The sequence below is a fragment of the Candidatus Kryptonium sp. genome (assembly GCA_025060635.1).
In the GTDB taxonomy this organism is placed as follows: Bacteria; Bacteroidota; Ignavibacteria; order Kryptoniales; family Kryptoniaceae; genus Kryptonium.
Genome location: JANXBN010000002.1, coordinates 179228 through 205279 on the forward strand (window position 1 = coordinate 179228; position 26052 = coordinate 205279).

Consider the following 26052-nt stretch of genomic DNA (forward strand, 5'->3'; position numbering starts at 1 on the left):
AGCTCATACAGATGAAGCATGAACATACTGTAGCTGAAGTCCATCATAAGGAAAATTTCATAACTAAATATATATTCAGCACCGATCATAAAACAATAGCAAAGCAATATCTTATCACTGGGATTGCATGGGGATTTATAGGGATGGTTTTATCATGGTTTATGAGATTACAACTTGCTTATCCAAATCAGCCGATTCCATTTCTTGAAAAGATCCTTGGGAAATGGGCAGAAGCTGGGATTTTGAAGCCGGAGTTTTATGCTGCGCTAATAACGATGCATGGGACGATAATGGTATTTTTCTTATTAACAGCTGGCTTAAGTGGGACATTTTCAAATTATTTAATTCCATTGCAGATAGGTGCAAGAGATATGGCTTTCCCAGTTCTAAATATGCTTTCTTACTGGGTATTTTTCGCTGCTTCGGTTGTAATGTTGGCTTCTTTCTTTGTTCAAACAGGACCTGCTGGCGCTGGTTGGACAATGTATCCGCCATTAAGTGCTTTAAAAAATGCTATTCCTGGTTCTGATGTTGGGACGACTCTTTGGCTTGTGAGTATGGCTTTATTTATTGTTTCGTCTTTGCTTGGTGCTTTGAATTATATTACAACTACATTGAACTATAGAACTGTTGGACTGTCTATGTGGCGATTGCCTATAACGGTTTGGGGTATGTTTATAACTGCAATTTTGGGGTTGCTTGCTTTCCCAGTTTTGCTTGCAGGCGCGATAATGTTGATTTTTGATCGTGAATTTGGGACGAGCTTTTTTGTCCCAAGTGGACTTGTTCTCGGTGGACAACCGGTTCAACATGAGGGCGGAAATCCAATTTTATGGCAACATCTTTTCTGGTTTTTAGGACATCCGGAAGTTTACATTGTTTTGCTTCCCGCAGTTTCACTTGTTGGTGAAATCTTGGCAACAAATGCAAGAAAACCGCTTTTCGCATATAAAGTTTCAGTTGCCTCTCTGATTGGCATTGGTGCTTTGAGCATGATCGTTTGGGGGCATCATATGTATGTAAGTGGTATGAATCCAATCCTTGGTGAAGTTTTTGTCATAACTACGCTTGCGATATCTTTCCCAACGGCAATTCTTATATTTAATTATCTTGTGACAATATGGCGTGGAAATTTGCGGTTAACATCTGCGATGTTGTTTGCGCTTGGTTTTCTTGGTTTGTTTATTCCTGGTGCTTTGACAGGTGCTTTTCTTGCAACTGCACCTGTTGATATTCAACTTCATGATACTTATTTCGTCGTTGCTCATTTTCATTTCACAATGGCAACAGCTGCTACATTTGGTATGTTTGCAGGGGTTTATCATTGGTTTCCTAAAATGTTTGGGCGAATGATGAATGAAAAACTTGGTAAGATTCATTTCTGGGGCACATTTATAGGTGTGTATCTTATTTTCTTCCCGATGTTCTTCCAAGGTATAGCTGGGGTTCCGAGAAGATATTACTCATTCACTGAATATAATTTCACATCTCAATTTTTAGGCTTGAATAAATTCATTACAATTGCAGCTTTTATCGCTGGTGCAGTGCAAATTCTCTTCATTTTCAATTTCTTCTGGAGCATGTTTAAGGGTCCAAAAGCAGAAAAAAATCCGTGGAAAGCTAATACGCTTGAATGGCAAACCGATTCACCACCTCCCCACGGCAATTGGGATGGTGAACTTCCAGTTGTTTATCGTGGACCTTATGAATATAGTCCTCCTGGCGTTGAGGAAGACTATGTGCCTCAGACAGTTCCAATTAAGGCGGATTCCAAATGAAATCATTTTAAAATTAAAAGTTTGAATCTTTAAAAATGTATTCAAAAGCTTTACATCGCTTTTCGCTTTTAACGGCAGTGTTTACAGTATTCCTGATCGCCGTCGGTGCTTCTGTTACAAGCACGGGTTCAGGTGATGCAGTGCCTGATTGGCCACTTTCTTATGGGACGCTTTTTCCAAGAATGGTTGGTGGGGTTTTATATGAGCATGGACATCGGCTTGTTGCTGGGACAGTCGGAATTTTAATAACAATACTTATGATCTGGTTGTTAAAGAGTAAACAACCTAAATATGTTAAAGTCCTCGGAGTTATCGCCTTCATTTCTGTGACTTTACAAGCAATACTTGGTGGATTAAGAGTTCTTATTATTTCGGATCCTGAATTACAAGATACTGCTACAAGGATACTTTCAGTTAGCCATGTTGAACCAGTTAAAATAGCTGTTGCCATCGTTCATGCAACGCTTGCTGAGATAGTTCTTTGTATGACTTTTTTAATTTCTTTGTTTACATCAAGGGCTTGGAAAAATTTTGAAATTGAACGAATAAATACGGGATTTAAGATCGCAAGATTATATACTTTGACTTTTGTTTTTGCTTTTATTCAGCTCCTTCTTGGTGCACTTGTAAGGCATACTCAATCTGGAAGCATCATTCCTGATTTTCCTCTTTCATTTGGGAAAATAATACCGCCTTTTAACGATCTTCCTTATGATCCAAACGCACCTTTCCCAATTACTTATGCTGAACTTCAATTTAAAGTTGCTATACATTTCGCTCATAGAACTTGGGCATTTGTAGTAGCTGGAGTTGGAATTTATACATCTATCCTTGCTATAAGAAAAGGTGTTAAGATACTTGGAAATTTTGCGAGTTTATGGATTTTTTTAGTTGTTTTACAAATTTTACTCGGGGCTTTTGTCATATGGACTAAGCTTTCCGTCGTGGTTACAGTTTTGCATGTTGCAACAGGTGCAACACTTCTTGGGACGACGCTTATACTTGCTGTGCTGGGATGGAAAGGAGTAATAAGTTCCGTTGCTCTTGAACAAAGAGAGTTAATTCCCTCAAAATTGGGAGTTTAAATTTATGGTATTCCAAAAATTTTCAAAATTTTTCAAGGATTTTCTTCTCTTGATAAAACATCGCTTGACAACGCTTGTGGTATTTACGACCGGAATGGGATATTTGATCGCAAGGAAGGGAGAGATAGATTTATTAAACTTTGTAATCACAATTCTTGGAGTTTTCCTTGTTGTCGGTTCTGCGAATGCGATGAATCAAGTTTTTGAGCAAAAAGTTGATGGAATGATGAAAAGAACTGCCGGAAGACCTTTGCCAAGTAATAGAATGAAAAAAGAAACCGCAGTTTTAATTGCAGTTTTGATGTTAATTTTCGGAGAGTATATGCTTTACAAATTTGTAAATTCTATAAGCGCAATACTTGCGTTGATTGCTTTCATAATCTATGTTTTCGCTTATACTCCGTTAAAGAGGATAACTCCGTTTTGCACATTTATCGGCGCTATTCCAGGAGCAATTCCGCCTGTTATCGGTTGGACTGCGGTAAGGGGACAAATAGAGTTAGGAGCGATTATTTTGTTTGGGATTCAATTTATATGGCAATTTCCACATTTTTGGTCAATTGCTCTCTTGTGCAAATCTGATTATGAAAGAGCTGGCTTCAAAGTGTTGCCGTCTTCTAATGATAGAGTGACGGCAATAAATCTTGTTATTTACACATTTATGCTTTTACCTATGGGATTGATGCCAACTATAGCTGGTTTTGCGGGGAAATATGCACTTGTTATTTCAATTTTAGTAGGAAGTTTATTTTTCCTTCAAACGCTTTCGCTTTTGAGGGAAAATTCAACACGCTCTGCGAAAAAAATCATGGTTATGGCTGAAATTTATCTTCCGTTAATTCTCGTCTTTCTTCTTATTGATAAAATTTAAAAACAATTCTTGAGGCAGTGAATTATGGTGAATGAAAAAAGAAGCATATCTTCAAATATAGATTCTGGAAAAATTTTTAACAACGGAGGTGCTGGGGGTGCTGGCGGGCATTCTTATTCATATGCCCTGCCAGTCAACCCTGCAAAATTTGGATTATGGTTATTTATAGCTGCGATAATTATGCTTTTTTCAGCCTTAACAAGCGCTTATATTGTAAGACATTCTGCTGGAAATTGGTTTGAATTTGAATTGCCCGTAATTTTCTGGTTTAACACTTTGATTTTGATATTAAGCAGTGTGACGATTCAAGTAAGTTATTTTAAGTTAAAAAATGGCGATCTTGTTGGATTTAAGTCATTTTTCTTGCTTTCGGCCTTGCTTGGTGTTTCTTTTTTGATTGGACAAATAATTGGTTGGAATCAACTCGCTAAGATGGGGGTTTATGTAAGCACAAATCCATCAAGTTCGTTTTTTTATCTTTTAACGGGTGCGCATGCTGTTCATCTTGCAGGTGGGGTTATCGCTTTGATTTATGTTATGATCAAAGCACTACTTGGTTATTATAACTCACATAACAAACTTGGTGTTGAACTTTGCATAACTTATTGGCATTTTCTTGACATTCTATGGCTCTATCTTTTCGTTTTTATAAACCTAACAACATAAAAACAAATTGAGGAAATTGATAGAATGACCCAAGAATTGATGCTTGAGCAGGAAAAAGTCCTGAAATCACCTTGGGGTGGTGGAAGATCACCTTTCGGTGTGTCAAGGGATAAATTTACTATGTGGATTTTTATACTTTCTGATGCTTTTACATTTGGAGGGTTGCTTGCTGCATATGGTGCTTTGAGGGCAAGTTTACCAAGTTGGCCAAGTAGGATTGAAATTTTTTCCGCTTTTCCATTTACAAGTGCGAAATTACCACTTCTTTTTGTCAGCATAATGACATTTATTCTAATCTGTAGTAGTTTAACAATGGCTCTTGCTGTTGATGCAGGAAAAAGAATGGATAGAAAAGGTGTGCTTAAATATCTTTTACTTACAATAGGCGGTGGTTTATTGTTTTTAATGTGTCAGGCATACGAATGGGGACATTTGATTCATGAAGGAGCGCGTCTTACAAGTAATCCTTGGGGTGTTCCGTTGTTTTCTGCTTCTTTCTTTGTTATAACAGGATTTCATGGCTCACATGTTTTGAGTGGCGTTATCGTTTTAATTGTCATGGCAATAAGAGTTGCGAAGGGAATTTATGATAAACGAGGTTCATATGAGGGTGTTGAAGTTGCCGGACTTTATTGGCATTTCGTTGACCTTGTTTGGGTTTTCATTTTTGCGTTTTTCTATCTTCTTTAAAAAATAATTTGACATTTAACTATGAGTGAAACAATCCATCAATCATCTAAAAAGGTTTATTGGCGCGTTTGGTTTCAACTCTTGGCAATTACTATCGTAGAAATACTTGTAGCTTTTCTTCCAATTTCGCATTCTTTAATGGCTTTGCTCTTTACAATAATGGCGTTGATGAAAGCAGTTTTAATTGCTGGATATTTTATGCATCTGAAGTTTGAAAAGATTGGGTTCATTTATTCAATAGTTTTGCCGTTAATTATACTTGTTGCTCTCGCGGCAGCTCTTATACCGGATGGGAGCGTCGCTCTTTTAATGCGACTTGGGCTTGGATATTATTAAAAAAATTTTTGTTAAAAGATGCCAGGAAGAAGAATCGTTATAATAATTTTGAGCATCGCAATTGGAGTTTTTATTGCTTTGAGAATTCAAATTTGGAAAGTTTCGTCCGCTGCTACTTTACCAGTTTATGGTGAAATTCCTGAATTCAGCTTAATTGATCAAAACGGTGAAAAAATTGCTCTTGAAAGATTGAAAGGAAGTATTTGGGTTGCTGATTTTTTCTTCACGAGTTGTGCTGGGATTTGTCCAAGGATGACAGAACAAATGAGCAGAGTTCAAGAAGCATTTAAAGATAATCCTAAAATCAAACTTGTTTCATTTACAGTAGATCCTGAAAGAGATTCCGTTTGGGTCCTCTCGGAGTATGCAAAGGGTTGGGGAGCGATTAACGGTAAGTGGTTTTTCGTTACCGGGGAGAAAAAGAAAATTTACGAGCTTGCAAGACAAGGTTTCAAACTTCCAGTTGAAGAAGGAGATGGTGGACCGGAGGATTTCATACATAGTGATAAATTTGTCCTTGTGGATTCAAAAGGCAGAATAAGAGGTTACTATTCCGGGATAGAAGCCGAGGATGTAGATAGATTAATTAAAGATGTAAAATTAATTTTGCGTGAAAAATGATCAAGTTTTTGCCGACATTAAATGCATTTTTAAATATGTTAAGTTTTTTGTTCCTTTTGCTTGGATTTTTTAGCATAAAGAAAAAAGATGTGGCAAAACACAAGAAATTTATGCTTTCTGCATTTGTTTCGTCAGCGCTTTTTCTAATCAGTTATCTTATTTACCACTATAGCGCTGGGATAACGCGCTTTCAGGGGCAGGGTTTCTGGCGATTTGTCTATTTTTCTATTTTATCGTCCCATACTTTTCTGGCGATATTTGTTCTTCCATTGGCTATAATTACGCTGATTTTTGCTTTGATGAAGAAGTTTGATAAACATCCTAAAGTTGCAAGATTGACTTTGCCTATATGGATGTATGTTTCAGTAACAGGAGTTTTAATTTATCTGATGCTTTACCATATTTTCAAATAAAATCACAATGCGAGAGATGAAGCGAGCAATTTTAATTTTTGTAGCGATAATTGTAATAAATCTTCTCTTGCCTTTTGAATATGTTTATTCACAATGTGCAATGTGTAAGCAAAATGTCACAAGTTCAGATGAAGGAATGAAACTTGCAAGTGGTTTAAATGATGGCATAGTTTATTTGCTCGTTGTCCCATATCTTATTTTTGCAGGATTTGCTATTGCAATTTATGTTTCTTCAAAAAGGAAGAAAAAGACATTTTATCTTAACTGATTTTTCGTTCTTTCTCAAGCGGGTAAATTCTAAATAGGGAATGTTTTTTGAAAAAGTCGCCCAGTTTTTGTATATTTTAGCGAAATTGGCAAACCTTTTGAAATCTCCCGAAGTAGGTTTTGATTTTACTTGGGAGAAAGAAATGAAAAAGAAAACTAAAACAAATTAAGTTAAATAATGCGAGAGGGAAAAATTGTCCAAATCATCGGACCTGTTATTGATATTGAATTTGAAGATGGTTACCTACCTTCCATTTTCAATGCTATTAAGATACCAAGGGTTAATATTGAAGGGAAAGAAGAAATCCTTTGGGCTGAGGTTCAACAGCATCTTGGTGAAAATAGGGTTCGCGCTGTTGCTCTTGATTCAACAGATGGACTTGTTCGTGGGATGAAAGCGTATGATACTGGAGATTCAATAAAAGTGCCAGTTGGTCCGAAAGTTTTAGGGCGACTTTTAAATGTTGTTGGTGAACCGATTGATGGTCTTGGCCCAGTTGAAGCCGAAAAATACTACCCAATACACCGTGAACCACCAGAATTTACTGAATTGAGCACCAAAAGAGAGATACTTGAAACTGGAATTAAAGTTATAGATTTGCTTGAGCCTTATCCAAGAGGTGGAAAAGTTGGTCTTTTTGGAGGAGCGGGTGTTGGTAAAACTGTTATAATTATGGAATTGATACACAATATCGCCGTATATCACAAAGGTTATTCAGTATTTGGTGGGGTTGGCGAAAGAACAAGAGAAGGGAATGAGCTTTGGTTAGAAATGAAGCAATCGGGAGTTTTGCAAAATGCTGTTCTCGTTTTTGGTCAGATGAATGAACCACCAGGAGCGAGATTAAGAGTTGGATTAAGTGCTCTTTCAATAGCTGAATATTTCAGGGATGAAGAAGGCAAAGATGTTCTTTTGTTCATAGATAACATTTTTAGATTTACACAAGCAGGTTCTGAAGTTTCAGCTCTGCTTGGAAGAATGCCTTCGGCTGTTGGTTATCAACCGACACTCGCGACAGAAATGGGAGAATTGCAGGAAAGAATCGTTTCCACAAAGCGTGGTTCAATCACATCAGTTCAGGCGATTTATGTCCCTGCCGACGACTTGACAGATCCAGCTCCAGCAACGACATTTGGACATCTTGATGCTACAACGGTTTTGTCGCGTCAGATTGCCGAGCTTGGAATTTATCCCGCTGTTGATCCACTTGATTCAACATCAAGATTGCTTGATCCGAAAGTCGTTGGTGATGAACATTACTATGTTGCGAAGAGAGTTAAAGAAATTTTACAGACATACAAAGATTTGCAAGACATAATCAACATCCTTGGGATTGATGAACTTTCCGAAGAAGATAAACTGATTGTTTCAAGAGCTAGAAAAATCCAGCGTTTCCTCTCGCAACCATTCTTTGTCGCAGAAGCATTTACTGGAACAGAGGGAAGATATGTAAAATTGAAAGACACCATTGCGGGATTTAAAGCTATAATTGAAGGTGAATGCGATGAGCTTCCAGAAATGGCGTTTTATATGGTCGGGACAATTGACGAAGCGTTTGACAAAGCAAAGAAAATGAAACTTGATTGATATGGATAAATTAATCCAAGTTGAAATTTTAACACCTGAAAATGTTATATATCGTGGTAAGGTCAAGAGCATAACACTTCCTGGAGTAATGGGTAGCTTCCAAGTTCTCTATAATCATGCTCCGTTGATAAGTATACTTGAGGTCGGTAGGGTTAAGATAGTAGAAGAAACTGGGAACGCGCTTTATTTTGTTATTTCTAATGGATTTGCCGAAGTTAAAAATAATGTTGTATCGGTCTTTGTTGATTCAGCGGAACAAGTTGAAAAATCTAAAGTCGCTGATCTCTTAAAGGAAAAGAGAAAGGAAATTTTTAGCAAAGATGTCTTTTAAAATTAATTTTTCGTAAAAATGTCTCAAGTTAACATAGAGAAACAAGCGACAAGGAAAAAAGTTAAACTTGTAGCTGTTGTTAATCCGGTTGGTTGCACAGGATGTGAGGTATGCATTGAGTTCTGTCCAGTTGATTGTATTTATAAGGTCAGAGGCCCAGAATACATTGATTCATTTGATGGTGTTAAATCAACGACTCTTGAAATTTTAAGAGAAAACATTTTGAATGGAATAAATCCTTTTTCAAATGTTAACGGCATTGTGATAGTGGATGAGGAAATTTGCATAGGCTGCAAACTTTGCGCAAAGTATTGTCCCTGGGAAACAATTGACATGGTTCAAAAAGATAATGAATAATAAAGGCTTAAATGATAGATATATCAAAATCACTTGGATACGCAATACACGCAATAGTTTATATGGCTACAAGAAAAGATAAAAAACTTGTCCGTGCATCCGAAGTAGCACGTGAATGTGGATTATCGGTCAGCTATATGATGAAAATTCTTCAAGCCCTGCGCCGTGCTGGTATAGTTGACAGTACAATTGGTGTTAAAGGTGGGTATTTCTTATCTAAACCGCTTGAACAGATAACGCTATATGAACTCATATCCGCAATTGAGCCATCAAGAGAGGAAATTTGTTATCTTTCTACCGCTATTGGATGTCGCTATAGGAAGGACTGTATCGTAAGAAATTTATTTTCGGATGTTAACGAGAAAATAAAACTTTATCTTAAATCTGTAAACCTTCAGGAAGTGGTTGATTCAATAGGTGATAAAATTTGCGTGTATTCAAAAGTTTAAATTTTTTTTGCACCTAAAAAGGATATTTTTTGTCTTAATTTGAGGCAAATTAAAAACTAAATTCAAAACCATAAATGAGCGAGATCTTGCATCAATCCCAAAAACAAGAGAAAGCACAAAGGGAACCAAGAAAAGTAATTCCTAAACAGGATAAGCCTCCTGAAAATGACACGGGACTTTGGAAGTTTAATCGTCGTTCTTTTCTAACGCTTGCTGGATGGCTTGGCTTTTTGGGATTCATATTTACATCAATAATTGGCGCGATCAGATATATGTTTCCTCGTGTTCTTTATGAACCTCCAACAGCGTTCAAAGCAGGTTATCCAGAGGAATATACAGTTGGGGAGGTAAGTGAAAAGTTCAAAGATTCTCAGCGTGTGTGGATAGTTCGCGAGGAAGATGGTTTTTATGCACTTCTTGCAGTTTGCACTCATCTTGGATGCACGCCGAGGTGGTTAAGCGGTGAGAATAAATTCAAATGCCCTTGCCATGGTAGTGGTTTCAGAAAATCTGGAATAAACTTTGAAGGACCTGCTCCAAGACCTCTTGAGAGAGTCAAAATATCTCTTGCAGAAGATGGGCAAATTTTAATTGATAAAGGTGTTACATACAGATATGAGAAAGGAGAGTGGGGTAAACCAGGTTCTTTTCTACCATACAGAAGCTAGTTTAAAACAAAATTTAAAGTTTGAGATATGCTTGCTCAAATAAAAAAGAAGATAAAAAACTCGGAAATCTATAAGTCAATCTTTCGTCATGGTTATGAAGACACTCAAAGAAATAGAGCTCTTATGGTCGTTGATAATGTTTTCCTTCATTTGCATCCGGTTAGAGTTTCAAGACATGCGGTGAACTATGGGTATACTTGGGGAATGGGTGGCATCTCGTTTCTTTTGTTTATAATTTTGACAATTACGGGGGTTATTTTGATGTTTTATTATCGTCCAGCTGCTGAATATGCTTACGAGGATATGAAATATTTGATGAACGATGTTCCATTTGGGGCATTGTTAAGAAATATGCATCGCTGGGCTGCACATTTGATGGTTATAACTGTTATGCTTCATATGTTTAGGGTATTCTTAACAGGGTCGTATAAACCACCAAGACAATTTAACTGGGTAATTGGTGTTATACTTTTGCTTTTGACATTTCTTTTGAGCTTTACAGGATACCTCTTGCCGTGGGATCAATTAGCTATATGGGCTGTGACAGTTGGAACAAATATGGCAGCTGCAACTCCGTTTCTTGGACATCAGGGACCTTTCGGACCCGAGCTTGGAATGAGACCTGATAATGATGTTAGATTTTTACTTCTTGGAGGAACTAAGGTTGGACCACCAACTTTGTTAAGATTTTATGTTCTACATTGTGTTTTTCTACCTCTTGTTACAGCAATTTTCCTTGCAGTTCATTTTTGGCGCGTGAGAAAAGATGGAGGCATCTCTGGTCCTAATCCAAAAAAGATTTAAAATAAAGTTGCAAATTCTACAATGCAAAATCTTCTTAGAATTCTTGGACATCCAGATAACTTTCCAATTATAATCCTGCTTTTTACAGTTTATGGTTTTTTCATTTATGCTATGAGAAAAGCGAAGAGAAACGACGAGCGTGGAATTCCATATGAAGCCGATGAAACAGATAAAGTTCAGGTTTGGCCTTATCTCGTTCGCGTTGAGTTTATCGCTGCTATTGCAGTGATGGCTTTCCTTCTTGTTTGGTCTATTGGGTTCAACGCACCGCTTGAAGAACCGGCGAATCCATCTCTTACGCCAAATCCATCAAAAGCGCCATGGTATTTTCTCGGACTTCAAGAAATGCTTGTTTACTTTGATCCTTGGATTGCAGGTGTTCTATTACCAGGACTTATAATAATTGGTTTAATGGCAATACCATATATTGATATAAATCCAAAAGGCAACGGCTATTATACATTTAAAGAAAGGAAATGGGCAATCACAATTTTTGCGTTTGGATTTCTAATTTTATGGGTTCTTTTAATTGTCGTTGGGACATTTTTCAGAGGACCGGGTTGGAATTTCTTCTGGCCTTGGGAAGAGTGGGATCCACATAAAGTTGTTGCTATTACAAATGTTGACTTGAATGAACTTATTGGAATTCCAACTTATAATCCTGATGGCTCGCTAAATCCAGTTGCTTCTATTTTTGGTGGTATTGTTGTCATCGGATATTATGCAATTTTAATGCCTTTGGGATGGTTATGGATGAAAAAGAAAATGCCAGATTTTGCAGAAAAATTTGGATTAACGAGATATTTGATTACCTCATATCTGCTTTTAACTATGATAGCTTTGCCGATAAAGATGATTTTAAGATGGACATTGAATGTTAAATATGTCTGGGTGACGCCGTGGTTCAATGTTTAACCTAAAAACAAAAATTTTATAGCAAACCATGATCCTAAAATGGCTGAAAAAGCGGAAGGAAATACCGATTGAACAAAGAAGATATGATAAAATTTATCTTTTACTTGCGATCATTCTCTTTCTTGCAACATTATGGGCTGTAATTGACGAGGTCTCAACACGAAGACCTTGGAAGGAATATCAGAGAAAATTTTATCAGTTGAAGCTATCTAAACTTGATTCGCTTTATAAGCTAGCTCTTGCGAATTTTGACAGCGCAAGATATAAAGAATTGTCTGAAGAGCTTGCAAAAGCGAAAGCAGGACTTGAATCAGACGAATACAAAAAAGCCCTTTCAGATTATAAAAGATACGAAAAGGAGCTTGCTGAGTTAAATAGGGAATTTCAATTTGCAAAAAGCAGATCCGACGAATACTATTACTTCTACCAAAAAGCTAAGCTTGAAAACAGCGGACAAAAAGAAACTCAAAAGTGGTGGGAAAGAATTCAGCGCGAAGAAAGGTTAATGAATGAACTTAACACAAAGATAGAAGAACTGACAAGAAAGAGAGACGAAGCATGGGCAATAGTGAAAAGTTATAGGGCAAGGGTTGATGAGGTAGAGCGTGAGATTAGCAAACTTTTTGATGAAATAAACAAAATTAAAGATAGAATTCAAAAAACCAAGGAAGCACAGATAAAAATTATCCAAGTAATCTTGCCTGAATTTGAGCGCACTAACTTTGGGACTTTGAAATCTCGTGTTGACAGATGTCAAACTTGTCATCTTGGATGGAATGATCCACTTTTTGAAGATGCACCGCAACCTTTTAAAACTCATCCCAACCTTGAGCTTCTTGCGAAACATAATCCAGAAAAATTTGGTTGCACGCCATGCCACCGTGGTCAAGGTCCAGCTCTTACAGAAGGATATGCCCACGGCGATAAAGATAAATACTGGGAATGGCCAATCTTAAAGAAGGAAAATATAGAAGCTGGATGCAATGATTGTCATTTCAACGAAATTAATTTGAAATGGGCGCCGAAACTCACGGCAGGAAAGCATATCTTGATAGAATCTGGATGTTATGGATGTCATGGTGTTGATGGTTATAATGATCTTCCAAAGATTGGTCCAAGTTTGAATAATTTGCTTGTTAAGACGACACCTGGCTGGATTTATCGCTGGCTTTTAAATCCACGGGAATATCTACCACATGGAAGAATGCCTAACTTTAAGTTAACACCTGAAGAATCTGAAGCTATAACAGCTTATCTTGTCAAGATTGGTCAAGATAGTGCCAAGAATTGGGAATATAAATATAAATACTTGTCTGGTGGAAATCCAGCGCGTGGAAAAGAACTCGTTGAGAATATCGGTTGTCTTGGATGCCATGCAATTGGAGATAATAAAGTTGTTAGAGAAACGAGAGGTTTAAATTATGATGTCGCTCCTGAACTAACAAAAATTGGAAGCAAAGTTAATCCGCAGTGGTTGTATGATTGGCTTAAAAATCCACGACATTACCTGCCGAACACAAAGATGCCAAGTTTGAGATTAACCGATCAAGAAGCAAGTGATATCGTTGCTTATTTGATGACTTTGAAAGATACGGTTGATTACTCCGCCATAAAGGTAAATTATTCTGAAGCTAAAGCTGAACAAGGCTTAAGGTTGATAAAAATGTATGGTTGCTATGGTTGTCATGATATAAAGGGAACAGAGAAAGAGACGAAAGTAAGTGTTGATATTTCTGACTTTGCTCGTAAGAATCTTGAACAACTTGATTTTGGCTATAAAAAACACTTGCCAAAAGATCGTCTTGTATGGCTTGCTGAAAAGCTTCGCGATTCTCGTGGATTTTCAACAGAGAGAATTCAATTAAGGATGCCGCAATTTAATTTTACGGATAAAGAAGTAGATGCTCTTGTGACTTTAATTGCAAGTTTCAAGAAGAATGAAGTTGGTCCAAGCCATGTTCAAACATTTGATAAGAAGAGAAAAGAAATCAATGATGGAAGGAAGTTAGCGCTTTTGTATAATTGTACCAATTGCCATCAGATTGAGGAGCAAGGCGGATATATCCATCCAATGATTGAAGATCCTGGATTAAGACCACCGCTGCTTACAATTGAAGGAGCAAAGGTTCAAGAGCCATGGCTTTATGAATTTTTGAGAAATCCATCAATTATAAGACCATGGTTTAAATTAAGAATGCCGACCTTTCAACTTACAGATGATGAGATAACTACCCTTATAAAATATTTCCTTGGTTTGAGTAATCAAGAATTCAAAGTTAGAAGTTACGATGTTCCACTTGAAAAGAAATATGTTGACGCAGGAAAAGTTTTATTTGATAGATTACAATGTTTAAAATGCCATGTTGCTGGAAGTGATCTTGCTGCATCAATGCTTGCTCCCAATCTTGACCTTGCACCAAATAGATTAAAACCCGAATGGGTTATTGACTGGCTACGTGACCCTCAAGCAATTCAACCTGGCACAAATATGCCAACATTTTTCTATGAAGGGACAAGTCCAGTTCCGGATGTGCTCAATGGTGACGCAAATGAACAGATAAGGGCTTTGAGAGATTATATCTGGACATTTTCTCGTAGGAAAGGTTCAACTATCGTGATGGGGAAATAGGTTTAAACCGCAGGCATTTTCGCCTGCGGTTTTAGTTAATTTTCCCCTTCTTTTTTGTAAATTCGCTTTAATCTTTGAGTTGAGGATATATTATTTGACAAAAAAGATGCTTTTACTGCTATCGTAGTGCCACAGAATTTCGTTTTGTGTCTAAAGAGTAAATATCCACCGCCGTAAACCCCCATATATTTTTGATATCCAACAAGTTGAACTTCTTCATCGGTTAAGAACTCTTCTCTTGTGTTCCATGTGTTGTTACACATCGGACACTTTTTAAACATAAGGCAAAACACTTTCTTTTTGAATTCTTCCAGATTATATTATCGGAAAATATTCAGGAAACATTAGCTTTTCTCAATAACTTGCAGGTTTTTGATGCCTTTATATTTTCTTTCTTTCCATTCGGTCTTTCCACCGAGGAAAACAATAAACGGAAGAACAACGACATAAATTATGTAGTAAATTTCAAAGAAAGGAAGATATTTGAAAAGAGGAAGTTTTTTGAACCTATTTAAGATTTTAAAGAGAAAGGAGCCATCAATTAAAAACTTTAAGAGCAAAACTATCGGGATAACAAGAAAGTTTTTTACGAAAAAGGGCGAAATTAACAAAAGAAAATGGAAAATATATCCACCTAATAAAACGCCTATTCCAAGTAAACCGGTATCAAGTCCGCCGCTTCCCCATCTTTTTTTCTGATGATAAAGTTCTTTCCAAGTTTTTATTGGTTTGCTTATAACTAAGGTATCAACATCAACAGGGAATGAATATCCCCATCTTCCTTTATCAACTATCGCTTTTAAAAGAGCCAAATCTTCTGTTAGGCTAAATTTCAAATTTGGATAACCACCAAATTCAACATAAGCTTTCTTTCTAAACACCATATTGTTTCCAATACAGGCAACTGGTTTAAAGAGTTTTGCTACAGAAGCAGCAACGCCAAGTAAGAATGCCCATTCAAGTGATTGTATCCCATAAAAAATTTTGCCTGATTCAACTATTGTAATTCCAGATGCAACTCCTGTTTTCTCATCAAAATACTTCAACATACCTTTAATCCATGTCCTTGGAACGGCGCAATCAGCATCTGTCAAAAATATAAATTCACCGTTTGCTTTATCTATCGCTTGAGCAAGAGCATTAGCTTTCCCTTTGAGGTTATTTATCTGAGTTTCAATGTTTAAAATTTTGAGATTTGGATTATTTTTTTGAATATCCCTAAGAATTTCCTCGGTTCTATCAGTTGATCCGTCATTTGCGACGATGAGTTCAAGCTTATCTTTCGGATAATCAACATTTAGGATTGAAGTAACGCATCTTTCTATATTTTCTTCTTCGTTTCTTGCTGCAACGACAACGCTCACATTTGGTAGATTGTTATCATCAATACGTTTTAATTTTTCAGCTTTGTTCAAAGCGAAAAAAAACAAGAGTATCTCAAAAGAATAATAAATTGCGGAAGCGATTAAAATTAAATCAAACATCATCAGCGCTATTTTATTTTATAACGGGATATTTCCGTGTTTTTTCTTCGGATTTGTATCAACCTTATTTTCAAGCATTCTTAAGGCTTTGATTATCATGGATCGCGTTTTCCTTGGTTCAATCACATCGTCAATATAGCCTCTTTCAGCAGCAATGTATGGATGTGCGAATTTATCTCTATATTCCTGTATGAGTTTCTCCTCAAGTTCTTCTGGATTTTCTGCCTTTTCAATTTCTTTTTTGAAGATTATTTCTACAGCGCCCTTTGGTCCCATAACTGCGATTTCGGCTGTTGGCCAGGCATAGTTTATATCGCTTCGTATATGCTTTGAGCCCATGACATCATAAGCTCCACCATATGCTTTCCTTGTGATGATTGTAATTTTAGGCACAGTTGCCTCGCAGTAAGCGTAAAGAAGTTTAGCGCCATTTTTAATTATACCACGCCATTCTTGATCCGTTCCAGGCATGAAGCCAGGGACATCAACAAATGTTATAATCGGAATATTGAAAGCGTCACAGAAACGAACAAATCTTGCAGCTTTTATAGAAGCGTCATTATCAAGAACTCCGGCTAAAACCGCAGGTTGATTTGCAACTATACCGACGGAATAACCATCAAATCGTGCGAATCCACAGATTATATTTTGAGCGAAGTATTCGTGAACCTCAAGAAATTCTCCATTATCAACAACTGATAAAATGATCTCTTTCATATCATAAGGTTTGTTAGGATTATCGGGCACTATTGAGTCAAGTTTTGGATCTTCGCGATTTGGATCGTCATTTGTTTCAATTCGTGGCGGTTCTTCCATGTTATTTGATGGTAAATAGCTCAAAAGTTTTCTTATATGCATTAGGCATTCAACATCATTATCGCATATAAAATGAGCTACACCGGTTTTCGTTGCATGTATCATTGCACCGCCAAGTTCTTCAAATGTCACATCTTCGTGAGTTACCGTTTTAACTACATTTGGCCCAGTGACGAACATATAGCTTGTGTTTTTAACCATGAAAATGAAATCTGTTATCGCTGGGGAATAGACAGCGCCTCCAGCACACGGACCCATAATTGCCGAGATTTGCGGGATAACGCCAGATGCAAGTGTATTTCGCAAAAAAATTTCAGCGTATCCACCTAAACTTGCAACTCCTTCTTGAATTCTTGCACCGCCTGAATCATTTAAACCAATAACTGGCGCACCAACTTTCATTGCAAGATCCATAATTTTACAAATCTTTTCGGCATGTGCTTCTGAAAGCGATCCACCAAATACGGTAAAATCTTGACTGAACACAAAAACAAGACGACCATCAATTGTTCCATAACCTGTAACAACTCCATCGCCAAGTGGTCGTTGCTTATCCATACCAAAATCATATGTTCTATGCCTTACGAACATGTCTATTTCTTGGAAGCTCCCCTCATCAAGAAGAATATCAATTCTTTCACGTGCTGTTAATTTCCCTTTTTTGTGTTGTTCTTCAATTCTCTTTAATCCACCCCCAAGTTTTGCTTCTTCCCGGAGTTTGAGTAGATAATCAATTGTGTTTTTCATTTTGCTTTGCTCTCTTAAGGTTTTAATTTTTTTACAAGGTTCTATATGCTTCTTAAATTTACAAAAAATGACCTTTTTTTTAAAGCAAACTTCAACTTTAAGATTACATCGCTAAGGTTAAACATTCGTTAAAGCCAAATTAAGATTTGATAAATTGGTTGAATTTTATCAAAGAAATGATTAAAATAAAACAAAAAAGTTTTTCGCATGTCCAAGTTTAAGATTGAGCGACTTTACTATTCAATCGGTGAGGTAAGTAAATTAACAGGGCTTGAAAGGCATGTTCTAAGATATTGGGAAAAAGAATTTGATCTACTAAAGCCAGCGAAAAACAGGGGAGGTAACAGAATATACACGAACCGAGACATCAAAATTATATTAATGATCAAACATTTGCTTTACGAAGAAGGTTATACTATCGCAGGTGCAAAAAAATTTTTGGACAGTTATAATCCTGATGAAGACCCAACCGATATTATCATTGAGGATGGAAAAGCTAAATTACCTAAGATCTTTAATCCTGAACTTCGTCGTGATCTTGTGGAGGTAAAGAAAATTCTTGAAACTATTTTGAAAAAACTTTAAAACGGGTTTGACAATCTCACAACGATAACAGGGGGCATTTTCTTATCCGTTCTCCAGGCAAAATAAATTCTCGTCTTCATGCTCTCCGTACCAAGCCCGAAACCAAAATCGGATTTTATTTCGCTTTTGTTTCTAATTTTAAATCCAGATGTAAGTTTCCCTTCGGTTGTATTTACATAGCCAGCGTCAAAAAAGATAAAGAAGTTAACAAAGTCAAAAATATCAACAGGATTTCTCAATATATATTCAATGTTTGTAAGTATCATTTTATTTCCCTCAAATGATTTATAGGGGAAAGCATAAAGCGTTCCGAAACCGCCAATTTCAAACGATTTTTGCTTTGGTAAAATTTTATCGGAACTGGCAAATCTAAATCTAAAACCAAGGTTGTCATAACTTGATAAATTCAAACGGATTCTTAATTCAGAAATTATGATGTTGTAAGCAAAATTCCCGATTTCTCTTTCATAGTTTATAACCATCCAAAAGCCGGATTTCCTAAAACCTTCAATTAATTCCAATTTCCCTGTTTTGTAGCTTACGGAAATTGATTTCAGATTGCCTTCATAAACTGCGGGATTTTCGCGAAACGGACGTTTTCTATTCCATCCAAAATACTTGATATACCTTCTAGTCTCGCTTCCGTAGTTTGCGCTTGAATAAGCTATCTTTAAGTTTTGAATATCTGGAAAAAGATTTGTTTCAAGATATGAATCAAGATAAACATCAAAACCTTCGTGTTTAAAGTAATCTCTATAGTCATTGTTCCAAACTAGCGCCGAAATCGTATTTGCGTTAGGTGATATAAGCCAATCGTCTTTTGTTCCAATTGTTGAGTAAACCTTCCCGCCAATAATTAAAAGAAATGATTTAGAATTTCCTTCATTTATGTTTATCAAAGATCTGTCAAGTCCAACGGAGAAAATCCATCTATGTATTTTGGTAGCATATCCGCCGTAGCCGTACATAGAAATATGTTTGTTGACTATGTTTGTATACTTTCTGGGAAAGATCAGTCCAATTTTAAAACCACTCACTCTCTCAAATTCAAAATAGAAATTATCAAAACCGGGCTGTTCTTCATAAAATTGTTTATACTTTACTTGAACTGCTTGCCTTCTCCGACTGTAGGATGTTGCTTTATCAATTTCTGCAAGCAGGGAGAAATTTTCATGTTTTTGACCTGTAAATTTCGCTTTTTCGCTTATTCTGATCTCTCCGTTGGTTGTATAGATATCTCCATTAACCTCTGCGCCGTTTTCAAGTATCACATCACCATTTTCAACAAGTATATTCCCGTTGATGCGACCGTAAACGATTAAATCACCATCTTGGACAAATACATCTCCTTCAATAAAATCATCTTTGCCGATCTCTGTTTTACCTTTAAATCTAAATGTAGGTGAAACCAAAGAGAGAATTTCGGATTGTTTTTCAATTATCTTGAGAAGTTCTTCGCTTTCTTTTTGAATCTCAATAGCTTGCTGTTGAATTTTTTGGATCTCACTTTGAAATTCTTCAGCGTCTATAAATTCTTTCTGTTTTCGCAAAATCTCAAGTTGCTTTCTTATTTTCTCCAGCTGTTTTTGTATTTCCTTTTGCTTCTGAATTTGTTGCTCTGTGATAAGTTCTTCGGAGGAGTAATAATCTTCAATCTTTTTCAAGATTTCATCAATTAAACTTTCAATTTTTTTCTCTTCAGGTTCTTGAGGAAATATTTGGTTGGCGAAAAAAGCAAATAACAAAATTATTAAAGTTTTTTTCATATGCCTTCAAATTTATGTTTTTTGCTTCTGTGATTAAATATACGAAAAGGCCAATTAAAAGTTACTCAGAGTTTATGTAGCGAAAACGCCGAGATGGAATTTAATCTTTGGAAAAAATAAAACGCTTTGTTAATTTCTAAAAGTCAAAGGTTCACAACATATAAAGTCGTTGAAAAAGTATCAACGATTTATTTGGGTTTTTAAAAAATCTAATCAGGGATTTTCCGTGAAAAAAGTTTTCACCATCGCCTGGTGGGAGTATATAACCAAGGTAAGAACAAAAGCGTTTTTAATCTCTACTATTTTAATGCCCCTCATTATAGCTGCCTTTTCTGTTCTTCCAACGATTTTGATGGATAAAGGAGATTTGAGACAAAAACATATCGGAATTATTGATCAAACTGGTTGGGTATTTGATGAATTTAGAAGGAAATTATCTGAGTTTAAACTTCCAGATGGAAAGCCAAATTATGTAGCTGTTAATATCAAGTCAAGTAGCGAAGTTCAAGATTTAACGAAATATAAAGAGATCGCAAATAAAGCAGTGATAAATGGTGAAATAGAAGGTTATCTTATCATTCCCTCAAACTTTGGGGTAGATACTTTTGCTTTTCAATATGTTGGGCAAAATGTTGGAAACATAAGAGACATTGAGCGATTTAAAAGCGTGTTGAATGAGATTGTTATAGAGGCAAATCTTGAAAAATACGGAATTAAAGAAAGTGAGATTGACAATATCCTCAGGTCAGTTAAATATACAACGATTAAAATTTCAAAAACTGGTGAAGAAGAAAAAACTGATTTTGTTGGTATATTTTTTAGTTCATATATCTTCATATTAGCCTTAATGCTTCTTGTGATGACTGGTGGACAGATGTTGATCAGAAGTGTGGTTGAGGAAAAATCAAATCGGGTTATTGAAGTTCTTCTCTCGTCGTGTACGGCGAACCAACTAATGGCAGGTAAGATAATTGGACTTGGTTTTGTTGGTTTGACGCAAATGTTGATATGGAGTTTGGTTGCATTTTATTTTCTTTCAGGATTTGCTGCTACGCTAATAAATTTTGAAGCGATATTAATTTCTTTGATTTATTTTGTTCTTGGTTACCTTTTTTATTCCGCCGTCTTTGTTGCAATTGGTGCTCCTGTGAATTCAGAATATGAAGCACAACAAGTTGCGGGATATGTTAGTTTGATAATGGTTTTTCCAATTGCCTTTGCTTTTCTTATAATGCAAAATCCAGATTTACTTTTGATAAAAATTTTATCATTTGTTCCATTTTTCACAGCTCCGTTTATGGTCGTGCGAATTCCTATTAAAATGCCCACATCTTGGGAGATTATCGGAACGACATTGATTTTATTGTTTTCTGTGATTGGAATGATATGGGTTGCTGGGCGAATTTTCAGGATCGCAATTTTAAGCTATGGAAAGTTTCCAACTTTTAGAGAGCTGATATCTTGGGTAAAAACAAAATAGGGGAAAGTAAAATGCAGGATGCTTCATTTGTAGCATTGATTTTAAGCACGGCATCAATTGCATTTTTTCATGCTCTTGCTCCTGATCATTGGCTTCCTTTCGTAGCGATAGCAAGGGCGCGAAAGTGGTCAGTAAAAAAATTAACTTTTGTATCTTTTATTGCAGGAATAGGTCATGTTGCATCTTCAGTTTTGCTTGGGTTTATAGGTTTGTTTATAGGGATGGAATTGAGTAAACTTGAGGGAATTGAAGCAATTCGTGCTGATGTGGGGCTGTGGCTTTTAATAGGATTTGGGGTAGCTTATGCAGTTTGGGGCCTGAAACATATAAGGCATCCTCATAAACATGAAATAGTTGATGAGGAAATCTTGACGAAAAAAGTCGTCACCGTCTGGACTCTGTATGCTCTTTTTATTCTCGGACCGTGTGAACCTTTGATTCCATTGATCTTTGCTTCTCTTAAGTTTAAAACTGCTGGAGTGCTTACAGTAACTATAGTTTTCAGTGTCATAACATGGATCATGATGGTTGGACAAGCACTACTTGGTTATTTTGGAATTCGGCTCATTAATCTTGAGAAAATAGAAAGGTATTCTCACACATTAGCTGGCGTTGTGATTGTTCTTACAGGTGTTTTTTTATATTTCTTGGGTTAAATAAATTTTTTCAATCTTGAAATGATCAAAAATCGCAAGATTTTAGAAGAGTTTGAAAATGAACTTATTAGAAATACCGATGTTAAGGTTTGCAAAGGAGATTGGGAAATTTCCACTAGCGAATCGACTTGAGGGAATTGAAACGGATATAAAATACGCAAGAGCTATAAATGGAGTTAAAAGAACTTATAAAGGCAGTCGCAAGAGAACTTTCAAAAAATAAATCAAATATATGATAATTGGCGGACAGGCAGTTATGGTCTATGGTGAGCCAAGGTTGACAAAGGATATAGATATAACTCTTGGGGTTGATATAAAAAACTAAATTAAAACCTCTGCCTGATGATGTTGAAAACTTCGTTCAAGAAACAATGTTGTTACCTGTACAGGAAGAGAAAGGGACATTGAAGATGTCAAAGGTATTCTTTTGAAAAATCGTGTTTTTGATGAAAAATATGTTCTCAAATGGCTCGGGGCTTTTGAGAAAACACTTGATGAAAATTTTGTTGCGCTGTTTTTAAAAATTAAAAAGAAAGTTCTGAAACATTAAATCTTTTATCAAGCTCAACATATTTTTTGCCTTGTTTCACGGTTGCGCAATCTGCATACGGATCGTGTTCAAAAAACAAGATCCAATTTTCTTCAACTGCTTGCTTTAAAAGTTTCTTCTTTTCTTCCATTGTCACTAAGGGTTGAAGGTCATAAGCCATCACATATGGAATAGGTATATGTGAGGAGGTTGGAATTAAATCCCCACAATAGACAAGCGTCTTTTCCCCATCCGAAACCTTAACGAGTTGTTGAGCGAATGTATGTCCGTCTGAAACTATTAATTCAATTCCATCAAAAATTTCAAATTCACCATCAACAACTTCAAGTTGATTGAACTCTATCAAAGGTAGAAAATTTTCTGGTAGATAGCTGGCTCTATCTTTTTCATTTGGATTCATCGCAAGCTCAAGGTTGCGCTTTTGAACATAATAAGTCGCGTTTTTGAAAGTTGGTTTTATGATCCCATCGCTATCTTTCATCGTTGAGCCACCAGCGTGGTCAAAATGAAGATGAGTTAATATGACATCTGTTATATCATCAGTTTTCAAACCGAGTTTAGCAAGTGAATCTTCAAGTGTGTATTTCGTGTGGTCAATTCCATAGATATCAACATATTTTTCCTCCCATTTTTTGCCTATCCCAGTGTCAACGAGAATTTTTTTACCATCACCTATTATAAGCAAAGTTCTCAAAGCAAGCTCAATTCTATTTCTATCGTCACTTGGATTTAATCTATCCCATATTGTTTTTGGGACGATCCCAAACATAGCGCCGCCATCAAGCTTAAATCGTCCCGTTTCAACTGCATATACTTCATATTTACCTATTTTCATTTTTCTTCAACAAATTTTATTTTCGGTAAGTTTTGAAAATCAAAATTTTTATCATTGTGATTTAGAGCGTTTTCAGCTTTTTCAAGCCAAAACCTTATATTAAGCAAGAGATCGTTTAGTTTGATATTCATATAAGTTTCGGGATAACCTTCAAGTTTTTGGACAGCTTTTTTAAGTTGGTTGGTTGCGCCCCGGAAGTTAAGGTTTGTAAGATGATAAAATCCAACGGCAGTGTGTATCAAACCGTGGTAAAATTTTTTAAGCTCCGGGTCTCTTTCATCGTTCCATATTTCTTCAAGTGTGTCGTGACATTCAAAAAATAATTCAGAATTGAATTCTTCTATTCCCTTAAGAAATTTATCTATGGACATTGTTGATTAAATTCAGTTTCGCTTTTTCATCTGTCTATCTCAACGCAATTTAAATATAACATTAATTTCTAACAAGTCAAAGCGAAGCTAAATAAGTTGCTAATTGATTTGATTCTGGTTTGCGATGTTTAAAAGTTTTGTGATAGCTATTAAAAATTTGGATTAGCGATTCTTTGTTTTTAAATTTTTTCTAAAAACAAAGCGAAAAGAATTTGCTTGATGAAAAACCGAGTTGGTGTTATTTTTTTGACTGTTTTGATAGATTTAATTGGATTTGGTATCGTGATTCCACTTTTACCGTTCTATGCGCTCAATTTTGGGGCGAAATCACATCAAATTGGATTGCTTGTTTCCACATTTTCGTTAATGCAGTTTATTTTCAACCCAATTTGGGGGAGGATTTCGGACAAAATTGGTAGAAGACCTGTTATACTTATCAGTGTTTTTGGCTCTTTCGTTTCGTATTTGATATTTGCGTTTGCAAATTCTCTTTGGCTTCTTTTTATTTCAAGAATGCTTGCAGGTTTAATGGGAGCTAACATCGCAACAGCACAAGCGTATATCGCGGATATTACACCATCAAACGAAAGAGCAAAATGGATGGGAGTTGTTGGCGCTGGATTTGGTATAGGTTTCGTGGTGGGGCCATTTCTTGGAGGAATTTTAAGCAAGTTTGGGTATAATGTTCCTATATTTTTCGCCTCTGGGCTTTCACTTTTAAATTTTATACTTGCATATAAATTTTTACTTGAACCTCAAAAGCATAAATCTAAAACAGACGGATTAAATTTTAGCAATAGTATCTCTCAAATTTTACAAGATAAGGTTTTGCTTTTTCTTTACTTTACATTTTTCATCATAACATTTGGGATATCCATAAACTATGTTGTCTTTCCGCTTTTTACGAAAGATATGTTTGGTTTTGACGCGTCGCATAATGGTTTGTTGTTTGGTTATGTCGGGATGATAGGTGTTTTAACACAGGGTTATTTAATTGGTAAGTTGACAAAGAAATTTAAAGAAGAAAAAATTTTAATTACGGGCACATTTTTGATGGCGATTGGTTTACTTGGAATGACATTTTCATCGCATTTCTTTGAGTTTTTAATTTTTGCGACCTTTTTCACATTTGGAAGTGGTATAACAACGCCAAGTGTATTAAGCTTAATATCAATGCAGGCAGGCACTGAAATTCAAGGTATGACGCTTGGATTGGGGCAATCGCTTTCAAGTTTAGCACGGGTGTTTGGTCCATCAACTGGTGGATTTTTTTATGGAAATTTTGGACAAAAATCTCCTTTCGCTCTCGGAGCGTTGGCTATGGGTTTAAGTTTCTTGTTGGCTGTCGGAATTTATTACAGAAAAAACTCAAAAATTAAGTGAAATAAAGATGTTGACATTGCTTTTGAGCTTGACTTTTGTTCTACTTTTGAGTTATTTTTTAATCGTTAATTTTATTGGTCCAGCGATGATTTTAAAACCTAAGCAAAAAAATTTTTTGATTGATGGAAAAGTAATCACATCGCCAACGGAGCTTGGACTTAATTACGAAAGCGTTGAAATAAAGTCGTTTGATGGCGTAACTTTAAAAGCATGGCTTATCTTGGCAAATCCTGAACCAATTGGCAATGTTATCTATATCCACGGAGCCTATACTAACAAAGCATTCGGTTTAAAGAAAGCAAAGTTTTTAAATGAGGCTTGTTTTAATGTTCTTTTGGTTGATTTGCGATATCACGGTGAAAGTGGAGGAAGGTTTTGCACATATGGTTATCTTGAGAAGTTTGATATCTCTGAATGGATAAGTTTCCTTGTGAAAAGATTTCCCAACCTCCCTGTTGCGCTTTTTGGAACTTCAGCAGGTGCTGCCATTGCGATTCAAACTGCTGGAATTGATAATAGGGTTTGCGCAGTTATAGCAGAGGGAAGTTTTGCTAATTTTTATGACCTTGTTCTTGAGCATCAAAAGAAAAAGTTTGGATTTACTTCGGAATTTTTGATGAAAAAGGTTCTTGAAAGCGTTGAAAGAACATCGGGAATTAAAATTGATGAAATATCGCCACTTGAATATGCTAAAAAAATTTCATGTCCAGTTCTTTATATTCACGGAAAAGAAGATAAAACCGTTAAATCATGGCATTCGGTTGTTTTGCATCGGTATACCTTGAGAGGTGAAATCTTGCTTGTTGACGGTGCGGGGCATTTAAACAGTTGGGAAGTGCTTGGAGATGCGTATCGGGAAAATATAGTTGAGTTTTTAAGAAAAAACTGCATTAAAAACAAAACATAATTGA

Annotated in this window: 29 protein-coding genes; 23 read left to right on the plus strand and 6 right to left on the minus strand. The window is 36.0% G+C overall.

Translation table 11 applies throughout. The features are described from left to right. The first annotated feature begins 11 nt into the window (after nt 1–11). From NZ923_05155 to NZ923_05235, 17 genes are all read left to right on the plus strand, one after another. The gene (locus NZ923_05155; protein MCS7229405.1) at nt 12–1778 is read left to right on the plus strand and encodes a cbb3-type cytochrome c oxidase subunit I; all 1767 of its coding nucleotides are present in this window, start codon (nt 12–14) and stop codon (nt 1776–1778) included. 35 nt (nt 1779–1813) lie between these two features. Beyond that, nucleotides 1814–2863, plus strand: coding sequence for a COX15/CtaA family protein (locus tag NZ923_05160; GenBank protein ID MCS7229406.1), 1050 nt, complete (start codon nt 1814–1816; stop codon nt 2861–2863). Between the two features lie 4 nt (nt 2864–2867). Next, entirely contained in the window at nt 2868–3734 is an 867-nt protein-coding gene (gene cyoE / locus NZ923_05165; protein ID MCS7229407.1) for a heme o synthase, read from the plus strand. Nucleotides 3735–3758: 24 nt separating this feature from the next. Then, on the plus strand, nt 3759–4400 hold the full coding sequence (locus NZ923_05170) for a cytochrome c oxidase subunit 3 (GenBank protein ID MCS7229408.1): 642 nt from the start codon (nt 3759–3761) through the stop codon (nt 4398–4400). A 24-nt stretch (nt 4401–4424) separates the two neighbouring features. Further along, nucleotides 4425–5090: a cytochrome c oxidase subunit 3 gene (locus NZ923_05175; protein ID MCS7229409.1), complete on the plus strand. Its 666-nt coding sequence runs from the start codon at nt 4425–4427 to the stop codon at nt 5088–5090. Nucleotides 5091–5111: 21 nt separating this feature from the next. Further along, complete coding sequence (locus NZ923_05180) at nt 5112–5426, plus strand: cytochrome C oxidase subunit IV family protein (GenBank protein MCS7229410.1); 315 nt, start codon at nt 5112–5114, stop codon at nt 5424–5426. A gap of 18 nt (nt 5427–5444) precedes the next feature. Further along, nucleotides 5445–6047 carry an SCO family protein gene (locus tag NZ923_05185; GenBank protein ID MCS7229411.1) on the plus strand — a complete coding sequence of 201 codons (603 nt, stop codon included), beginning with the start codon at nt 5445–5447 and terminating at the stop codon, nt 6045–6047. Continuing rightward, a complete protein-coding gene (locus NZ923_05190) occupies nt 6044–6460 on the plus strand; it encodes a DUF420 domain-containing protein (GenBank protein MCS7229412.1) in 417 nt (138 codons plus the stop codon). Before NZ923_05185 ends, NZ923_05190 begins: the two co-directional genes overlap by 4 nt. 16 nt (nt 6461–6476) lie before the next feature. Further along, complete coding sequence (locus NZ923_05195) at nt 6477–6728, plus strand: hypothetical protein (GenBank protein ID MCS7229413.1); 252 nt, start codon at nt 6477–6479, stop codon at nt 6726–6728. A gap of 177 nt (nt 6729–6905) precedes the next feature. Next, nucleotides 6906–8315: a F0F1 ATP synthase subunit beta gene (atpD, locus tag NZ923_05200; protein ID MCS7229414.1), complete on the plus strand. Its 1410-nt coding sequence runs from the start codon at nt 6906–6908 to the stop codon at nt 8313–8315. Between the two features lies 1 nt (nt 8316). Beyond that, nucleotides 8317–8646, plus strand: a complete 330-nt coding sequence (gene atpC, locus NZ923_05205) for an ATP synthase F1 subunit epsilon (GenBank protein ID MCS7229415.1) — start codon at nt 8317–8319, stop codon at nt 8644–8646. Nucleotides 8647–8664: 18 nt separating this feature from the next. Beyond that, nucleotides 8665–9003, plus strand: a complete 339-nt coding sequence (locus NZ923_05210) for a 4Fe-4S binding protein (protein MCS7229416.1) — start codon at nt 8665–8667, stop codon at nt 9001–9003. A gap of 11 nt (nt 9004–9014) precedes the next feature. Beyond that, the gene (locus NZ923_05215; protein ID MCS7229417.1) at nt 9015–9452 is read left to right on the plus strand and encodes an Rrf2 family transcriptional regulator; all 438 of its coding nucleotides are present in this window, start codon (nt 9015–9017) and stop codon (nt 9450–9452) included. A gap of 74 nt (nt 9453–9526) precedes the next feature. Beyond that, nucleotides 9527–10120 carry a Rieske 2Fe-2S domain-containing protein gene (locus NZ923_05220; protein ID MCS7229418.1) on the plus strand — a complete coding sequence of 198 codons (594 nt, stop codon included), beginning with the start codon at nt 9527–9529 and terminating at the stop codon, nt 10118–10120. A 27-nt stretch (nt 10121–10147) separates the two neighbouring features. Further along, a complete protein-coding gene (locus tag NZ923_05225; protein ID MCS7229419.1) occupies nt 10148–10924 on the plus strand; it encodes a cytochrome b N-terminal domain-containing protein in 777 nt (258 codons plus the stop codon). 21 nt (nt 10925–10945) lie between these two features. Further along, nucleotides 10946–11839 carry a cytochrome C gene (locus tag NZ923_05230; GenBank protein ID MCS7229420.1) on the plus strand — a complete coding sequence of 298 codons (894 nt, stop codon included), beginning with the start codon at nt 10946–10948 and terminating at the stop codon, nt 11837–11839. 28 nt (nt 11840–11867) lie between these two features. Continuing rightward, entirely contained in the window at nt 11868–14468 is a 2601-nt protein-coding gene (locus NZ923_05235) for a c-type cytochrome (protein ID MCS7229421.1), read from the plus strand. Nucleotides 14469–14503: 35 nt separating this feature from the next. On the opposite strand, the gene NZ923_05240 is transcribed toward NZ923_05235, so the two are convergent. The 3 genes from NZ923_05240 to NZ923_05250 form a co-directional block, all read right to left on the minus strand. Next, nucleotides 14504–14731, minus strand: a complete 228-nt coding sequence (locus tag NZ923_05240) for a hypothetical protein (GenBank protein MCS7229422.1) — start codon at nt 14729–14731, stop codon at nt 14504–14506. Nucleotides 14732–14812: 81 nt separating this feature from the next. Beyond that, entirely contained in the window at nt 14813–15952 is a 1140-nt protein-coding gene (locus NZ923_05245; protein MCS7229423.1) for a glycosyltransferase, read from the minus strand. Between the two features lie 18 nt (nt 15953–15970). Then, complete coding sequence (locus tag NZ923_05250) at nt 15971–17515, minus strand: methylmalonyl-CoA carboxyltransferase (protein ID MCS7229424.1); 1545 nt, start codon at nt 17513–17515, stop codon at nt 15971–15973. A 207-nt stretch (nt 17516–17722) separates the two neighbouring features. Between NZ923_05250 and NZ923_05255 the strand changes: the two genes are divergently transcribed. Further along, complete coding sequence (locus NZ923_05255) at nt 17723–18100, plus strand: MerR family transcriptional regulator (GenBank protein ID MCS7229425.1); 378 nt, start codon at nt 17723–17725, stop codon at nt 18098–18100. Here NZ923_05255 and NZ923_05260 read toward each other — a convergent pair. Then, nucleotides 18097–19866, minus strand: a complete 1770-nt coding sequence (locus NZ923_05260; protein MCS7229426.1) for a polymer-forming cytoskeletal protein — start codon at nt 19864–19866, stop codon at nt 18097–18099. The genes NZ923_05255 and NZ923_05260 overlap by 4 nt on opposite strands. Before the next feature lie 226 nt (nt 19867–20092). On the opposite strand from NZ923_05260, the gene NZ923_05265 reads away from it, so the two are divergent. From NZ923_05265 to NZ923_05275, 3 genes are read left to right on the plus strand one after another with little or no spacing between them, the layout of a single operon-like run. Beyond that, entirely contained in the window at nt 20093–21346 is a 1254-nt protein-coding gene (locus tag NZ923_05265) for an ABC transporter permease (GenBank protein ID MCS7229427.1), read from the plus strand. Nucleotides 21347–21357: 11 nt separating this feature from the next. Beyond that, on the plus strand, nt 21358–22002 hold the full coding sequence (locus tag NZ923_05270) for a hypothetical protein (GenBank protein ID MCS7229428.1): 645 nt from the start codon (nt 21358–21360) through the stop codon (nt 22000–22002). 58 nt (nt 22003–22060) lie between these two features. Next, the gene (locus NZ923_05275; protein MCS7229429.1) at nt 22061–22225 is read left to right on the plus strand and encodes a hypothetical protein; all 165 of its coding nucleotides are present in this window, start codon (nt 22061–22063) and stop codon (nt 22223–22225) included. Nucleotides 22226–22526: 301 nt separating this feature from the next. On the opposite strand, the gene NZ923_05280 is transcribed toward NZ923_05275, so the two are convergent. Both NZ923_05280 and NZ923_05285 read right to left on the minus strand, forming a co-directional pair. After that, complete coding sequence (locus tag NZ923_05280; GenBank protein ID MCS7229430.1) at nt 22527–23387, minus strand: MBL fold metallo-hydrolase; 861 nt, start codon at nt 23385–23387, stop codon at nt 22527–22529. Next, on the minus strand, nt 23384–23758 hold the full coding sequence (locus NZ923_05285; GenBank protein MCS7229431.1) for a DUF309 domain-containing protein: 375 nt from the start codon (nt 23756–23758) through the stop codon (nt 23384–23386). Before NZ923_05285 ends, NZ923_05280 begins: the two co-directional genes overlap by 4 nt. Before the next feature lie 219 nt (nt 23759–23977). Between NZ923_05285 and NZ923_05290 the strand changes: the two genes are divergently transcribed. Then, nucleotides 23978–25141, plus strand: a complete 1164-nt coding sequence (locus NZ923_05290; protein ID MCS7229432.1) for an MFS transporter — start codon at nt 23978–23980, stop codon at nt 25139–25141. A gap of 7 nt (nt 25142–25148) precedes the next feature. Next, nucleotides 25149–26048 (plus strand): alpha/beta hydrolase, encoded by a 900-nt coding sequence (locus NZ923_05295; protein MCS7229433.1) that lies wholly within the window; start codon nt 25149–25151, stop codon nt 26046–26048. Nucleotides 26049–26052: the final 4 nt, after the last annotated feature.

Coding starts and splice junctions, on each gene's coding strand:
- NZ923_05155 (MCS7229405.1), top strand. CDS start 12: ATGAAGCATGAACATACTGTAGCTGAAGTCCATCATAAGGAAAATTTC.
- NZ923_05160 (MCS7229406.1), top strand. CDS start 1,814: ATGTATTCAAAAGCTTTACATCGCTTTTCGCTTTTAACGGCAGTGTTT.
- cyoE (MCS7229407.1), top strand. CDS start 2,868: ATGGTATTCCAAAAATTTTCAAAATTTTTCAAGGATTTTCTTCTCTTG.
- NZ923_05170 (MCS7229408.1), top strand. CDS start 3,759: ATGGTGAATGAAAAAAGAAGCATATCTTCAAATATAGATTCTGGAAAA.
- NZ923_05175 (MCS7229409.1), top strand. CDS start 4,425: ATGACCCAAGAATTGATGCTTGAGCAGGAAAAAGTCCTGAAATCACCT.
- NZ923_05180 (MCS7229410.1), top strand. CDS start 5,112: ATGAGTGAAACAATCCATCAATCATCTAAAAAGGTTTATTGGCGCGTT.
- NZ923_05185 (MCS7229411.1), top strand. CDS start 5,445: ATGCCAGGAAGAAGAATCGTTATAATAATTTTGAGCATCGCAATTGGA.
- NZ923_05190 (MCS7229412.1), top strand. CDS start 6,044: ATGATCAAGTTTTTGCCGACATTAAATGCATTTTTAAATATGTTAAGT.
- NZ923_05195 (MCS7229413.1), top strand. CDS start 6,477: ATGAAGCGAGCAATTTTAATTTTTGTAGCGATAATTGTAATAAATCTT.
- atpD (MCS7229414.1), top strand. CDS start 6,906: ATGCGAGAGGGAAAAATTGTCCAAATCATCGGACCTGTTATTGATATT.
- atpC (MCS7229415.1), top strand. CDS start 8,317: ATGGATAAATTAATCCAAGTTGAAATTTTAACACCTGAAAATGTTATA.
- NZ923_05210 (MCS7229416.1), top strand. CDS start 8,665: ATGTCTCAAGTTAACATAGAGAAACAAGCGACAAGGAAAAAAGTTAAA.
- NZ923_05215 (MCS7229417.1), top strand. CDS start 9,015: ATGATAGATATATCAAAATCACTTGGATACGCAATACACGCAATAGTT.
- NZ923_05220 (MCS7229418.1), top strand. CDS start 9,527: ATGAGCGAGATCTTGCATCAATCCCAAAAACAAGAGAAAGCACAAAGG.
- NZ923_05225 (MCS7229419.1), top strand. CDS start 10,148: ATGCTTGCTCAAATAAAAAAGAAGATAAAAAACTCGGAAATCTATAAG.
- NZ923_05230 (MCS7229420.1), top strand. CDS start 10,946: ATGCAAAATCTTCTTAGAATTCTTGGACATCCAGATAACTTTCCAATT.
- NZ923_05235 (MCS7229421.1), top strand. CDS start 11,868: ATGATCCTAAAATGGCTGAAAAAGCGGAAGGAAATACCGATTGAACAA.
- NZ923_05240 (MCS7229422.1), bottom strand. CDS start 14,731: ATGTGTAACAACACATGGAACACAAGAGAAGAGTTCTTAACCGATGAA.
- NZ923_05245 (MCS7229423.1), bottom strand. CDS start 15,952: ATGTTTGATTTAATTTTAATCGCTTCCGCAATTTATTATTCTTTTGAG.
- NZ923_05250 (MCS7229424.1), bottom strand. CDS start 17,515: ATGAAAAACACAATTGATTATCTACTCAAACTCCGGGAAGAAGCAAAA.
- NZ923_05255 (MCS7229425.1), top strand. CDS start 17,723: ATGTCCAAGTTTAAGATTGAGCGACTTTACTATTCAATCGGTGAGGTA.
- NZ923_05260 (MCS7229426.1), bottom strand. CDS start 19,866: ATGAAAAAAACTTTAATAATTTTGTTATTTGCTTTTTTCGCCAACCAA.
- NZ923_05270 (MCS7229428.1), top strand. CDS start 21,358: ATGCAGGATGCTTCATTTGTAGCATTGATTTTAAGCACGGCATCAATT.
- NZ923_05275 (MCS7229429.1), top strand. CDS start 22,061: ATGAACTTATTAGAAATACCGATGTTAAGGTTTGCAAAGGAGATTGGG.
- NZ923_05280 (MCS7229430.1), bottom strand. CDS start 23,387: ATGAAAATAGGTAAATATGAAGTATATGCAGTTGAAACGGGACGATTT.
- NZ923_05285 (MCS7229431.1), bottom strand. CDS start 23,758: ATGTCCATAGATAAATTTCTTAAGGGAATAGAAGAATTCAATTCTGAA.
- NZ923_05290 (MCS7229432.1), top strand. CDS start 23,978: ATGAAAAACCGAGTTGGTGTTATTTTTTTGACTGTTTTGATAGATTTA.
- NZ923_05295 (MCS7229433.1), top strand. CDS start 25,149: ATGTTGACATTGCTTTTGAGCTTGACTTTTGTTCTACTTTTGAGTTAT.